The sequence below is a fragment of the Pseudomonas sp. Larv2_ips genome (genome assembly GCF_963879675.1).
GTDB lineage: Bacteria > Pseudomonadota > Gammaproteobacteria > Pseudomonadales > Pseudomonadaceae > Aquipseudomonas.
Map to the genome: position 1 here is coordinate 1373932 of NZ_CAWOAW010000014.1, position 13501 is coordinate 1387432.

The window sequence follows — 13501 nt, forward strand, 5'->3', positions numbered from 1 at the left end:
TTCATCTGAGTAAGGCTCTAATATGAAGGATCCTTCAGATTTTGGAATTCGCATTCCATGAGCACCGTCAAAGCCACCTTAAAGCCAAGAAAATCAGCGGTTCAGGCGCGCTCAGTCGCCACCGTCGAGGCACTGCACACCGCAACGCTTCAGGTTTTGACCCAGCAGGGCTTGATCCGCTGCACCACCACCCGAGTGGCTGAGCGCGCCGGCATGTCGGTGGGCAGTCTCTACCAGTACTACCCCAACCGCGACGCGCTGCTTGCCGCCGTACTGCAAAAACACCTCGAGTGGGTGGCCGAAGCGGTTGAGTTGGCGTGCGACCGGCACCAAGGCAGGCCGGTGGCGGAAATGGCGTGCGGCCTGGTCAGCGCGTTGGTCACCGCCAAGTTGCGCGACCAGGGCGTTTCCAAGGCGTTGTATGCCATTGCGGGCGAGCGGGGCGGTGCCGAATTGGTCGCGCGCATCAACACGCGCATGGTGGCGGTGATCGCCGCCATGCTGGAGACGGCGCCGGATGCGCATTTTGAAGACCCGATCCTGACCGCCGGGATTTCCCTGAGCGCTATCGTCGGCCCGGTACGGACCCTGCTCGAAGGCAATGCATCGCCCGCGTTCGAAGCAGGACTTGAGCAGCAGACCACACTGCTGTTACGGGCCTATCTGCAAGCCCATCAGCACCCGATTTCAAGCAAGGAATAAAGCGAATGCGCGAGCGAAAGGCGTCACGATTGTTGGTTATAAACCCGGCGGATGAAGTGCTGCTGTTCAGGTTTGTGCATAAAGACGGCGCCCTGGCCGGTAGGGATTACTGGGCCACGCCCGGCGGCGGCGTCGAGGAGGGCGAAACCTTCCACGCGGCAGCTCTGCGCGAACTGCGCGAAGAGACGGGCATTGTGCTCAGCACTGTTGAAGCGCCAGTGGCACAAAGCAGCTTCGAATTGATGCTGCCCAGCGGTGAAACGGTATTGGCGATTGAGCACTACTTTATCGTTCACGTCGCGAGCGAGGCGCTTTCCAGGGCAGAGTGGACGCCGCAAGAGACGCAGGTGATGGCGGACCATCGCTGGTGGTCCGCTCAGGCGTTGCGATCGACCGAGGACACGGTATGGCCCCAGGGACTGATTGAAATGCTGGTCAACGCGGGCATTTTTGCCGCTTAAGCCGCGGCAAGGATATCGAGTGTGTCCATGACCCGGGCGTAGTCCATCGCCAGGTTACTCAGCGACAGCGCATGCACATCCTCGGCAGGCCAGAGCCGCCCCGACAGGTCGGTTTGATCAAACGTATAGCAAGCGTCTGCCGCCACGATCACGTCAAAACCCAGGTTGCCGGCGGACCGCGCCGTAGACTCGACGGAGTTGTTGGTGATCACGCCGACGATCACCAACTGCCTGATCGCGCGTATCTGCAGCCAGCGCTCCAGGCCGGTGACCGCGAACGCATCCGGCACGTTTTTCTCCAGCACCTGCTCATGCGTGAGCGGCGCCAGCGCTTCCTGGAATTCACAGCCCGGCTGGCCTGGCCAAAACACCGAGCCAGGCGTGCGCGACATATGCCGGACATGCACGACCGGGCGTTGCGACTGCCGCCAGGCGCCCAGAAGCTGCTGCATGTGCAACTCAGCCTCTGGATTGTTGCGGCGCCCAAGCTTGGGATGGTTCATGCCCTGTTGCATGTCGATGATTACCAATGCTGCGTTTGTCGCTAACGGTTCCATGGCACATCCTTTTGCTGATCTGGAGCGAACATACCAGCGATTGCAGGCACGCCAACAGGGATTTGTTCGAACCCGTCGCTGTTTGCCTTTACACTGCGGCCCCCCATTTCAGCAAGGATGCTCTGGATGCGCGCGCTACGTTGCGGTGTGATCCTTTCCATGACCCTCGCGGTGCCGGTCATGGCCGAACCACGCTCGTTCTCGGTCAACGACCCCAGCGGTAACTACCTGGTCGAAGTGCTATTCCCCGAAGTGCCCGAAGCGCTGGATCAACCGGCACCGGCACTGATTGCCGTGCGCGACAAAAACACCCTCGAAGTCCTCCAGCAGTTGCAGACCCCGGCCGGTAACGTACCGCTGCGCAACGGCAAAACCGACCCGGATCATTTGGTTGGGCAGTACGGCTTGCTGTACTTCGCCGACATCAACGCTGATGGCCGCCAGGACCTGGCGATCCGCAATGGCAACGGCGCCGATGAAGGTTTCCAGTACAACTACGATGTGTACCTGCAAGACCCGCAGAAAACCCAATGGGTGCTGAATGAGCCGCTGACCGGGTTGGCTAACGCAACCTCCGGCGGGATGTTTTCGGTCAACGCGCAGGACGGCGTTATCCATTCGCAAACAGATCGTGGTTGCTGCTGGACGCGCTCGGCGCAGTGGCAAATGCGCGACGGTCAGTTGGTGCAGCTGAGTTCGTATACACAGGAAGAGGTCCCGCCCACCGAATTTGGCCAGAACTCCAGCATGCCCCGCGGCTATATGCTGCGTACCACCGGCGAATGGAAGGCCGGCCAATGGCTGGAAACCCCGAGGCTGGAAGGCCCCGTCAACGAAGATGCACGCCGGTTGGTCGGCACGCTCAACGGCAAGATCCCGGTCGAAATCTGGTACCAGGACCAGGGCGCGGTGGTGATTGGTGAGTTGCGATACACCAAGAGTGGCAGCGGTGCGCCGATCAAATTGATTGGTTCGAGAGCAGACTATGACGGTGAGCCTTTTCTCAACCTGCATGAATACACCGACGACGGCCATCAAACCGGCATCTGGCGGATCTCCACAGACTATGGCGGCACCTGGGTCAGCGGCGCCAGGGGCGACGACCGCGAATTGGCGATCCAATTGCACGATGAGTACCAGGAACCGGACTACACCAAACTCGACGAAGTCGCGCGTGACCAGCGCAGCGGCCACTACCAGATGCGCAGTGACTTCCTGGACCGCGACGGCGACCTCGACCTGAAAATCCTGCCCGAGCGCGATGCCCAGGGCAGGGAACTGGCGGAAATCACCCTCACCCTGAAAGACACCGCGAGCGCGAAGGCGATCGCGACGGCGCGCTATACGGTGCCGATGGAAACCGAGAACCTGATCATCGTGCGCGAGCCGCTGGCGTCGCAGCGCGTTGGCCCGTACCACATCCAACTGGTGAAAAACTTCGCGGTGATCGAACATAACTCGGCGCCGGACAGCCCGGACTACTTCACGGGCATGTACCGCAAACAGCCCTGATTCACCTGCCAGCCTAGGACGTGAGAACTCATGCCTGTACACATTCGCCTGGCGCTTGCCGATGACGCGCCGCTATTGCCTAGCGTTGAGCTGAGCGCCGCTCACGTATTCCGTCATATCGATGGCTTGAGCTGGCTGGCAGACACCCCCACGGTGAGCGTTGAACGCCATCGCCAACTGATCGGACTATCGACCTGTTGGGTGGTCGTCGATGCTGACGCCCAGCCACAGGGTTTCCTCAGCGCAGAACGCCAGGGCGATGCTTTGCATATTCATGAGGTGTCCGTCGCGCAATCCATACAAGGCCAGGGATGGGGGCGCAAACTGGTGGAAACGGCGATGGACTGTGCGCGTTCCTATCCACTGCGTGCGGTGACACTGACGACGTTCAAGCATGTGCCGTGGAACGCGCCGTTTTACAGCCGCCTGGGTTTCCAGCAGCAAGGGGACAAGCGCCTGGCAGATATCCTGGCCGACGAGTACGCCCACGGCTTTGAAGCCGGTAGCCGGTGTGCAATGACGTGGTGGGTATCGCCCAGTAAGGGCGCCTGAAACGGCCCCCCACCAGTTGCACTCGCCGGCCGCCAATGTGCCGGTGGACCAACATGGCAAGACCGACAATGGGCTGCTTGGGCCGTTCAGCCTGCTGTATTTCGCCGACTTCGACCAGGACGGTCGCCAGGACCTGGCGATTCGCAATGGCAACGATCCCATCCAGCGCTACAAACCGATGTTCGATGTTTACCTGCAAGACCCGCAAACCCAGCGTTGGGTAATCAACGCGCCCTTGACCAAGCTGGCCTGGGAGACCAGCAGCGGCATGTTCTCGCTCAGTCCCTCAGAGGGCATTTTGCTCTCCCAAGTGGACCGCGATTGTTGCTGGACCCGTTCTACCCGCTGGAAAATGCGTAACGGCGAGCGGGTACGGCTGAGCGCCTACACCCAGGAAGAAGTCCCGCCCACCGAGTTCGGCGAAAACTCCAGCATGCCGCGCGGCTACACGGGGCCAATGGAAACCGAGAACCTGATCATCGTGCGTGAGCCGTTGGCACCCCCTTCAAACGGCCCGTACCACATTCAACTGGTGAAAAATTTCGCGGTGATCGAGCACAACTCGGCGCCGGACAATGCCACGTTCTTCACCGGCATGTCCCGCAAGCAACCCGCTCAACCCTGAGTGGGTCAGCGCAGCTTCTCGAGCATCTGGTAGTACCACATGCCCACCGCCAGCATCGGGTTGCCGAACACATCGCCCAGCGGCACCTTGATGTGTTTGCAGCCGGCAAACGTGTCGTACTTTTCCAGCGTGCCGGTCAGCGCTTCGGCCATGATCTCGCCCATGATGTGGCTGGTGGCGATGCCATGCCCCGAGTAGCCCTGGCAGTACCAGACATGCTCTGAGAGCTTGCCCAACTGCGGGATGCGATTGATCACAATGCCCATCGCACAACTCCACTGGAACTCGATGTCTACCCCCCTCAGCGCGGGAAACGTTCGCTCGATGCATGGGCGCAGCTCTGCGGCAATGTCGCGTGAGTCGCGCCCGGAATAGTTTGCGCCGCCACCGAACAGCAAGCGCCCATCGCCCGTCAGGCGGTAGTAGTCGAGTACGAACCGGCAGTCGTACACCGCCAGGTCCTGTGGGTTGATCTGCTGCGCCAGCGCGCCCAGTGGCGCGGTCGTGACAATGCCGCCCATGGCCGAGAAGATTTTGCCCTTGAGCTGTTTGGGTTCGAGCCTGTGGTACACGTCGCCGGCCAGCAGCACCTGGCGCGCGTCGATGCGGCCAAGGGCGGTGATCACGGCAGGCCGGTCGCCATGCACGATTTCCAGCACCGCGGAATTCTCATAAATCAACGCGCCCAGGCTGTGCGCCGCGCGGGCTTCGCCCAGGCACAGGTTCAGTGGATGCACGTGCAGGTTGCGCGTGTTTTTCAGCGCACCGAGGTACAACGGGCTGTCCAGATGCTCACGCATAGCGGCCTGATCGAGCAGACTGACCTGATCGCCCATGCCGCGCCGTTGTGCCTGGTCGTGGAAAGCACGCAGTTCGCTCAGGTGCGAGGGCTTCATCGCCGCGTGCAAGTGGCCGTGCTTGAGGTCGCAGTCAATGGCGTACGTATTCACGCGCTGCTCGATGATCTCGTGACCACGCCAGCGCAGGTGCCAGATGAAGTCGTCCACCTGCGTGCCCAGGCGGTTGCGCATTTGCTCGCGCATGGCCTCATCGCCCGACAGGCTGCCGGTGACTTGCCCACCATTGCGCCCACTGGCGCCCCAGCCGATCCGGTTGGCTTCGACAATCGCGACCTTGAGCCCGCGTTCAGCCAGCTCGACGGCACTGGCAACGCCGGTGAAGCCGCCGCCGATAATCACCACGTCAACGCTGACCTGGCCTTGCAGGGTCGGGTACTGGGTAGCGTCGTTGAGGCTGGCGGTGTAATACGAAGCGCTGCGCTGGGCAGCACCGATGACAGGGCGTATGGCTGCGGTCATGGAATGATCCTTCTGAAAAAATGAATGCCGGCGAGGCGTTTCGACTTGATCAGAGGCGTGCATCGGGCGGACGCGCATGACGGCAATGCCACAGCGCCCAGAAGGCCAGGATGATATTGAACAGCGGGTTTTCGCAGGGACGCGCACGCGCCTTCGGGAAGCAAGGGTGCAGGTGGCGAGGGAACACACGCAATAGCGAAATCATGGTTGCCGATGCTCCCACCACGCGCAGGTGCGTTAAATCGCCGTTTGTGTACCTTCAGTTATGGCTTGGTTAAACAATCGTCGCGGCGGCGCAACGCCCCCTCATACCACGCTTTGGCGATACAAGGTGCTGGTATGCCCTACGCCGGCGGCGTTCAAACGCGCCACCAGGTCCTCTCGAGCCGCACGCCCACCTGCACGCACATACTCAAGCTCCGACGCGGTAATCAACACCACCGGCACCAGTCGCACCGGCGATAGCGGCATGTCTTCAAGGCGGGTAGGGAAGTCTGGTTCCGGCCCACCGAGCAGCACGCCGGCGGCGTCGTCTTCGGTGACGAACAGCGTGGGCACTTGATCGCTCATCTGATGTGACAGGCTGAACCCTGGCAGTTCCAAAGACAGTACGCCGTGATTGTCCAACTGGTGGGTAATGCCGCCCGCGTTGGCCACGGTCTTGGCGACGTGTTCGAGCAGCTCGAACGCCCAACTGCGACGCACAGGGTCGACATCACCCGGCTCGCCACGGGCGTCGTCGGGGATATCCGGTGTTTCCAGGAACAATTCCATCTCAAACCCATTGCCCAGACCTTCTGCATCGTCGAATGGATCGGACAGGCCTTCGGTGGCGAGGACGATGGATTCATCACGGCGCACCACGCGGTACGCCTGGCGGGTGGAGGGCCAATGAGGACCGCCGGTAAAGCTTGGGCTGATCATGTACGTCAGCACGTCCTGTTCCACGCGACCCACGGTCCGCCAGTGACGGTCCAGGCATTCGCCGCTGGCAAGACGCGCGGCGATATTGGCTGCATCTGCTGCAGTTTCAACCGGCTCAACAGGTTCAGTCGGCGCGGACAGGGCCGCTTCGGCGTGAGGTTTTTTGGCAGTACCGAACAACTTCTTGAAGAAGTTCATGGGCATTCCTTTGCTGGAGATGAGTGCTTTACAGCAGATTCAGTGCGTTTACATAGGCGCGAAACATATCAGCCATTCCATCGGCGTAAACAGCTATTTCTGCCGCCGTACGTGGGCTGCCGGAAAAATCCTTACCCACCGAGCTGAGCGTGGTCAGGATCAAATCGCAGGCCAGTGCGCGGCGTTCAGCAGGCACATCGGGCAGCAATTCAAGCATGAACGTCTCAAAGGCGCGCTGACCTGCCGCGCGCACTTCCACGGCTTCGGGCGCATCGCGATACAGCGGCGCGGCGTCGTTCAGCGCTACGCGCATCTGCGCTTCCTCGCATTCGGAATGAATAAACGCATGCACCAGGGTGCGCAGGCGCTCAAGCGGCGCAACGTCGGTTTTATCCAGAATGTCGCGCAGCATCTGCGTGGTCTGCTGCCACTCATCGCTCTGCAGTCGGAACAGGATGGCCGCCTTGTTGGGGAAGTACTGGTACACCGAACCGACACTCACGCCGGCTTTTTCCGCCACGCGTGCGGTGGTGAAACGCGTGGCGCCTTCCTTGGCCAAAACCTGAACAGCTGCTTGCAGGATCGCCGCCACCAGCTCGGTGGAACGCGCCTGTTGTGGCTGTTTGCGTGAGGAAATACGGGCGGTCTGGCGGGTTGTCATCAAGGGCTCCAGCGGCGGGGCTAACGCGAATAGCGAATGCGACGAATCACTCGCATACTTTTAATGCGACGAATTAGTCGCATCTTAGTCCCAACCTCATGGAAATCAATCATGTCGACCCTGACCTCCGCGCCAATGGCGCCCTTGATCGAACGCCTGTACGCACAAGCCAATGCGGCCACCAGCCCTCTCATCAACAGCGTTACGCGTGAAGAACGCGACCGTCTGATGCACAGCAAAACCGACTACCTCGCGCTCTACACGATGCTCAAAGACCTGTGGCTGCCGGTCTCTCGCGACACTGGCACCTTGTTGTACCTGTTGGCGCGCAGCACTAAGGCGCGGGCCATCGTGGAGTTTGGGACGTCGTTTGGCCTTTCTACCTTGTTCCTGGCCGCCGCGTTGCGCGACAACGGTGGCGGCGTGCTGATTGGCAGTGAATTCGAGCCCTCGAAGATCGCCCTGGCACGCGAGCATTTCATTCAGGGCGGCGTCAGCGACCTGATCGAAATCCGTGAGGGCGACGCCTTGGTGACGTTGGCCACAGACCTGCCGGAAGCGGTCGATCTGCTGCTGCTCGATGGCGCCAAGAGCCTGTATGGCGACGTGCTGCACCGGGTGCAAAAACACCTGCGGCCCGGCGCGCTGGTGATAGCCGACAATACCGACTATTGCCCGCATTACCTGGCGCACGTGCGCGAGCCTGCGAACGGCTACCTGTCCGTGCCCTTTGCCGATGACATCGAACTCTCGATCCGCTTGCGCTAACAGGAGTCACCTCATGCATGTATTTGTCACGGGAGCCACCGGCTGGGTTGGCGGCGAAGTGGTCAAGGATCTGATCGGCGCCGGCTACCGGGTCACAGGTTTAGCCCGCAGCGATGAAAAGGCCAAGGCACTGGCGGCCACCGGTGCGAAAGTGCTGCGCGGCTGCCTGGATGATCTGGACGTTTTGCGCCGTGCGGCCTGGAGCGCAGATGCGGTCATCCATACCGCGTTCAATCATGACTTCACACGGTTCATCGAAAACTGCGCGCAGGACCGTCGCGTGATCGAGGCGCTGGAAAGTGTGCTCAAAGGCTCGGATACGCCGCTGATCGTGACCTCGGGTTTGTCTGGCCTGGCGCGCGGCGCGCTCGAGAGTGACGTGCCGAACGCTGGCGCCCCGCGCCAATCCGAACCCGCCGCGCGCCTGTTGGCCGAGCGTGGCATACGGGCGGCAACCGTGCGACTGGCGCCGTCGGTGCACGGGGTAGGCGACCATGGTTTTCTGCCGATTTTGATTCGCCTGGCACGGCAGACGGGCGTGTCGGCCTATATCGGCGACGGCGAGAATTGCTGGTCGGGCGTGTACCGCTCCGATGCGGCGCGGGTCTACCGCCTGGCGCTGGAGCAGGGCGTCAGCCAAGCCGTGTACCACGCGGTTGCGGACGAGGCCGTGCCGTTCAAAGCCATCGCCGAGGTCATCGGGCGCCGCCTGGGTGTGCCGGTGCAATCCCGGCCGCGTGAGCATTTTGGTTGGTTCGCGACGATGGCCGGGGCCGACATGGCCGTTTCCAGCGCGCGCACCCGCGACCTGCTGGGCTGGGCGCCCAGCGGCCCGGACTTGCTCACAGACCTTGATCAAGCCGACTACCTCACCCTGTGACGGAAGGTTTTCATGACTCAACCTGTCTTGCTGAAAATGCTGCCGATCACCCTGGCGGTGTTCGTCGGCTTCCTGATCATCGGCCTGCAGTTGCCGGTGCTGGCGCTGCACCTGAACCACACCTTGGGCATGAGCACCCTGGTGGTCGGCGTGGTGGTGGGCGCGCAATTCGTGGCGGCGTTGCTGTCACGGGCCTGGGCCGGCAATTTTGCCGACATGTGCGGGCCCAAGCGCGCGATGTTGATTGGCATGCTGGTGGCGGCCAGTTCCGGTGTGCTGTACCTGGCGTCGCTGGCGTTTGTCGACACACCGGCGCTGTCGGTGTGGGTTCTGCTCGCCGGGCGCGTGGTGCTGGCCGTGGGTGAAAGCCTGATCATCACCGGCTCGATGGGCTGGGGCATGGGCCTGGTCGGGCCGCAAAACGCCGGCAAGGTCATGGCCTGGATCGGCATTGCGATCTATGCCGCATTTGCGCTGGGTGCACCGTTGGGCGTGGCAATCAACAGCCAGTGGGGGTTCAGTGGAATCAGCATCGCGTCCCTGCTGTTGCCGCTGTGCGCGCTGGCCATCGTCGCGGGGGCCAAGGGTGTTGCGCCCACCAGCCAGCGGCGCACCTCGTTTTACAAAGTACTGGGCACAGTGTGGTTGCCGGGCCTAGGGCTGGCGTTTTCCAGCATCGGTTTTGGGCTGATCACAGCGTTTATCGCGCTGCTGTTTGCGTCCAAGGACTGGGGCAACGCGTCGTTCGCCTTCACCGCGTTTGGCCTTGCATTTATTGGCGCGCGAATCTTCTTCGGGCACCTGCCGGACAAGCTCGGTGGCGCAGTCGTCGCCTTGGTCTGTGTACTGATCGAAGCGGCGGGGCAGTTGTTGATCTGGGGCGCAGGCTCACCGCTGACGGCGTACGTGGGCGCAGCGCTGACCGGCTTCGGTTATTCGTTGGCGTTCCCGGGGTTTGGTGTCGAGGCGATCAAGCGTGCGCCCCCGCAAACGCGCGGGCTGGCCATGGGCGCCTATGTGGCCTTCCTCGATATTGCGTTAGGGATCAGCACCCCGCTAGCCGGCGCTTTGGCCGGTGCTACCGACGTAGGGTCGGTGTACCTGGCAGGCGCCGTGGCGGTGACGATGTCGGTGGTGGTGGCGTGGCTGTTGTTGGCTAAACAGCCTGCACTCAGCGCTTGCTGAACGCCAGGCGCGCGGCAAATACAACAAAGATCAGGCCCGTGGTGCGGTCCATCCACTGAATGACCTTTTCTCGGCGCAGGAAGCCGGACAGTGGCCGGGTGGCGCCAATCAACGCCAACGACCATGCCAGCCCCAACACCACGTGAATGCTCACCAGGCCGAACGTCCAGGCAATCAACGAATGGCCCTGGGGAATGAACTGCGGCAGGAACGACACGTAAAAAATCCCCACCTTAGGGTTCAGCACATTGCCCAGCATGCCCTTGAAAAACCAGTTGCCGCCGGGCCTGGCATCAGCGTTGGCCGACGACAGTGAACGGCGCGGGCGCAGCAGCATGTTCACGCCCAACCAGGCCAGGTAAGCGGCGCCGCAGTACTTGAGCAGGTTGAACGCTACCTCCGACACTGCAATCAACGCGCCCAGCCCAAAAGCCACGGCTGCGCCCCACACCAGGCAACCGGCGTTGATGCCGAGGGCAGCGTGCAGCGCCTGACGCTTGCCTTCTACCGTAGCGGTGCGCAGCACCAAGGCGGTGTCGAGCCCGGGCGTGAGCGTCAGCACAGTGGCGGCGAAGGTGAAGGCGAGGAGGTTGTCGGTGAGGGTCATGGGCGCACAACTTCATGAGAGGTTGGCTGGAACGTTAGCACCGATCGGCAGCCAATTCGGAAAACCCTGAGACTTCCCGGCGAAAATCTTCATAATGGCGGCCAATTTGTTTAGCTCGTTCTGGTGTGCCCGCATGGAAATTAAGGTCAACTTTCTCGACAACCTTCGGCTTGAAGCCAAGTTCGATGACTTCACGGTGATTGCCGACCAACCCATTCGCTATAAAGGCGATGGTTCGGCCCCGGGTCCGTTCGATTACTTCCTGGCTTCGTCGGCGTTGTGTGCGGCGTACTTTGTGAAGCTGTACTGCGAAACGCGCAATATCCCCACCGAAAATATTCGCCTGTCGCAGAACAACATCGTTGACCCGGAAAACCGCTACAACCAGATCTTCAAGATCCAGGTCGAGTTGCCGGCGGATATCTCCGACAAGGACCGCCAGGGCATTTTGCGCTCCATCGACCGTTGCACCGTCAAGAAAGTCGTGCAGGCAGGGCCCCAGTTCGTGATTGAAGAGGTGGACAACCTCGACGCCGATGCCCAGGCGTTGCTGATGCCTAATGCTGCTTCTGAAACGGGCACCTACATCGCTGGCAAGGACCTGCCGCTGGAGCAGACCATCGCCAACATGTCCGGCATCCTCGCGGGGCTCGGCATGAAGATTGAAATCGCCTCGTGGCGCAATATCGTGCCCAACGTCTGGTCGCTGCATATCCGCGATGCTCACTCGCCGATGTGCTTCACCAACGGCAAGGGCGCGACCAAAGAGGGCGCACTGGCGTCGGCGTTGGGCGAGTTCATCGAGCGGCTCAACTGCAACTTCTTCTACAACGACCAGTTCTGGGGTGAGGAACTGGCCAACGCGCCGTTCGTGCACTACCCGGATGAGCGCTGGTTCCAGCCGGGCAGCAAAGACGAGCTGCCGCCTGAAATCCTCGACGCCTACTGCCTGAAAATCTACAACCGCGATGGCGAACTGCGCGGTTCGCACCTGTATGACACCAACTCGGGCAATGAAGAACGCGGCATTGTTTCGCTGCCGTTCGTGCGCCAGTCCGATGGCGAGGTGGTGTACTTCCCGTCCAACCTGATCGAAAACCTCTACCTCAGCAACGGCATGAGCGCGGGCAATACCTTGGCCGAAGCGCAGGTGCAGTGCCTGTCGGAGATTTTCGAGCGCGCGGTCAAGCGCGAAATCATCGAAGGCGAATTCGCCCTGCCGGACGTACCGGCTGAAGTGCTCGCCAAATACCCGGGAATTCTTGCCGGTATTCAAGGCCTGGAAGCCCAGGGCTTCCCGGTGCTGGTCAAGGACGCGTCCCTGGGCGGTGAATTCCCGGTGATGTGCGTGACCTTGATGAACCCGCGCACCGGCGGCGTATTCGCCTCGTTCGGCGCCCACCCAAGCCTGGAAGTGGCGCTGGAACGCAGCCTCACCGAATTGCTTCAGGGCCGCAGCTTCGAAGGCTTGAACGACCTGCCGCAGCCGACCTTTGAAGGCCACGCGGTGACCGAACCGAACAACTTCGTCGAGCATTTTATCGACTCCAGCGGCGTGGTCTCGTGGCGCTTCTTCAGTGCGCAGTCAGACTACGAGTTCGTTGAGTGGGATTTCTCCGGCCAGGGCGAAGACTCGAATGCCCAGGAAGCCGCGACCCTGTTTGGCATCCTCGAAGGCATGGGCAAAGAGTCCTACATGGCAGTGTACGAACACCTCGGCGCAACCGCCTGCCGCATCCTGGTGCCGGACTACTCGGAAATTTACCCGGTGGATGACCTGATCTGGGACAACACCAACAAGGCGCTTTTTTTCCGGGCCGACATCCTCAACCTGCACAGCCTCAGCGATGACGAGCTCAAAGCGCTGGCTGAGCGTCTGGTGGAAAGCGAGCTGGACGATTACACCGACATCACCACCTTGATCGGCATCGAGTTCGACGACAACACCGCGTGGGGCCAACTGACCATTCTGGAGTTGAAGCTGCTGATCTACCTCGCCTTGCAGCAATATGAGGAGGCGAAAGAGTGCGTGGAGATGTTCCTGCAGTACAACGACAACACTGCTGATCGCGGCCTGTTCTATCAGGCGGTGAACGCGGTGTTGGAGATGCACCTGGACGAGGACCTGGAACTCGCGGATTACGAGGCCAACTTCCGCCGCATGTTCGGCAATGAGCGCATGGACGCGGTGATCGGCTCGGTCAACGGCACGCTGCGTTTCTATGGCTTGACGCCGACCAGCATGAAGCTGGAAGGGCTGGATCGGCATTTGCGCTTGATCGACAGCTACAAAAAGCTGCACGCGGCGCGTGCGAATATCACCTCAGCCCGACGCTAAACCCCTGTGGGAGCGGGCTTGCCCGCGATGCAGACACCTTGGTGTTTCAGGTGTACCGAGGTGATGCTTTCGCAGGCAAGCCAGCTCCCACCTTTGATTGTGGGGCAATCAACATCATTTCAGCCCGACGCTAACCCTGTGGGAGCGGGCTTGCCCGCGATGCAGACACCTCGGTGTTTCAGGTGTACCGAGCTGATGCTTTCGCAGGCAAG

Annotated in this window: 15 protein-coding genes; 9 read left to right on the forward strand and 6 right to left on the reverse strand. The window is 61.3% G+C overall.

From position 1 onward, the window contains the following. The first annotated feature begins 57 nt into the window (after positions 1-57). Together AACV02_RS12940 and AACV02_RS12945 are read left to right on the forward strand one after the other, a co-directional pair. Entirely contained in the window at positions 58-702 is a 645-nt protein-coding gene (locus AACV02_RS12940; protein ID WP_106579019.1) for a TetR/AcrR family transcriptional regulator, read from the forward strand. 5 nt (positions 703-707) lie between these two features. Continuing rightward, positions 708-1163 (forward strand): NUDIX hydrolase, encoded by a 456-nt coding sequence (locus tag AACV02_RS12945; protein ID WP_106579020.1) that lies wholly within the window; start codon positions 708-710, stop codon positions 1161-1163. Here AACV02_RS12945 and AACV02_RS12950 read toward each other — a convergent pair. Beyond that, positions 1160-1720, reverse strand: coding sequence for a cysteine hydrolase family protein (locus tag AACV02_RS12950; protein ID WP_119740063.1), 561 nt, complete (start codon positions 1718-1720; stop codon positions 1160-1162). The genes AACV02_RS12945 and AACV02_RS12950 overlap by 4 nt on opposite strands. 126 nt (positions 1721-1846) lie before the next feature. Between AACV02_RS12950 and AACV02_RS12955 the strand changes: the two genes are divergently transcribed. From AACV02_RS12955 to AACV02_RS12965, 3 genes are read left to right on the forward strand one after another with little or no spacing between them, the layout of a single operon-like run. Next, complete coding sequence (locus AACV02_RS12955) at positions 1847-3232, forward strand: XAC2610-related protein (RefSeq protein WP_119740065.1); 1386 nt, start codon at positions 1847-1849, stop codon at positions 3230-3232. 30 nt (positions 3233-3262) lie between these two features. Beyond that, positions 3263-3784: a GNAT family N-acetyltransferase gene (locus tag AACV02_RS12960; RefSeq protein ID WP_119740067.1), complete on the forward strand. Its 522-nt coding sequence runs from the start codon at positions 3263-3265 to the stop codon at positions 3782-3784. Between the two features lie 16 nt (positions 3785-3800). Continuing rightward, positions 3801-4409: an XAC2610-related protein gene (locus AACV02_RS12965; protein ID WP_119740069.1), complete on the forward strand. Its 609-nt coding sequence runs from the start codon at positions 3801-3803 to the stop codon at positions 4407-4409. A gap of 5 nt (positions 4410-4414) precedes the next feature. On the opposite strand, the gene AACV02_RS12970 is transcribed toward AACV02_RS12965, so the two are convergent. The 4 genes from AACV02_RS12970 to AACV02_RS12985 all read right to left on the reverse strand — a co-directional run bounded on the left by AACV02_RS12970 (position 4415) and on the right by AACV02_RS12985 (position 7511). Further along, positions 4415-5728: an NAD(P)/FAD-dependent oxidoreductase gene (locus AACV02_RS12970; RefSeq protein WP_119740071.1), complete on the reverse strand. Its 1314-nt coding sequence runs from the start codon at positions 5726-5728 to the stop codon at positions 4415-4417. A 49-nt stretch (positions 5729-5777) separates the two neighbouring features. Continuing rightward, on the reverse strand, positions 5778-5933 hold the full coding sequence (locus AACV02_RS12975) for a hypothetical protein (protein WP_177413694.1): 156 nt from the start codon (positions 5931-5933) through the stop codon (positions 5778-5780). 101 nt (positions 5934-6034) lie between these two features. Next, positions 6035-6850 carry a suppressor of fused domain protein gene (locus AACV02_RS12980; protein ID WP_119740073.1) on the reverse strand — a complete coding sequence of 272 codons (816 nt, stop codon included), beginning with the start codon at positions 6848-6850 and terminating at the stop codon, positions 6035-6037. Between the two features lie 28 nt (positions 6851-6878). Further along, positions 6879-7511 (reverse strand): TetR family transcriptional regulator, encoded by a 633-nt coding sequence (locus AACV02_RS12985; protein ID WP_119740075.1) that lies wholly within the window; start codon positions 7509-7511, stop codon positions 6879-6881. 111 nt (positions 7512-7622) lie between these two features. On the opposite strand from AACV02_RS12985, the gene AACV02_RS12990 reads away from it, so the two are divergent. From AACV02_RS12990 to AACV02_RS13000, 3 genes are read left to right on the forward strand one after another with little or no spacing between them, the layout of a single operon-like run. After that, positions 7623-8279 (forward strand): O-methyltransferase, encoded by a 657-nt coding sequence (locus AACV02_RS12990; protein ID WP_119740077.1) that lies wholly within the window; start codon positions 7623-7625, stop codon positions 8277-8279. Positions 8280-8292: 13 nt separating this feature from the next. Beyond that, positions 8293-9159, forward strand: coding sequence for an SDR family oxidoreductase (locus tag AACV02_RS12995; RefSeq protein WP_119740079.1), 867 nt, complete (start codon positions 8293-8295; stop codon positions 9157-9159). 12 nt (positions 9160-9171) lie between these two features. Beyond that, positions 9172-10344, forward strand: coding sequence for an arabinose transporter (locus AACV02_RS13000; RefSeq protein WP_119740081.1), 1173 nt, complete (start codon positions 9172-9174; stop codon positions 10342-10344). Here AACV02_RS13000 and AACV02_RS13005 read toward each other — a convergent pair. After that, complete coding sequence (locus AACV02_RS13005; protein ID WP_119740083.1) at positions 10331-10951, reverse strand: LysE family translocator; 621 nt, start codon at positions 10949-10951, stop codon at positions 10331-10333. The genes AACV02_RS13000 and AACV02_RS13005 overlap by 14 nt on opposite strands. A 133-nt stretch (positions 10952-11084) precedes the next feature. Between AACV02_RS13005 and AACV02_RS13010 the strand changes: the two genes are divergently transcribed. Then, positions 11085-13289: an OsmC domain/YcaO domain-containing protein gene (locus AACV02_RS13010; RefSeq protein ID WP_119740085.1), complete on the forward strand. Its 2205-nt coding sequence runs from the start codon at positions 11085-11087 to the stop codon at positions 13287-13289. Positions 13290-13501: the final 212 nt, after the last annotated feature.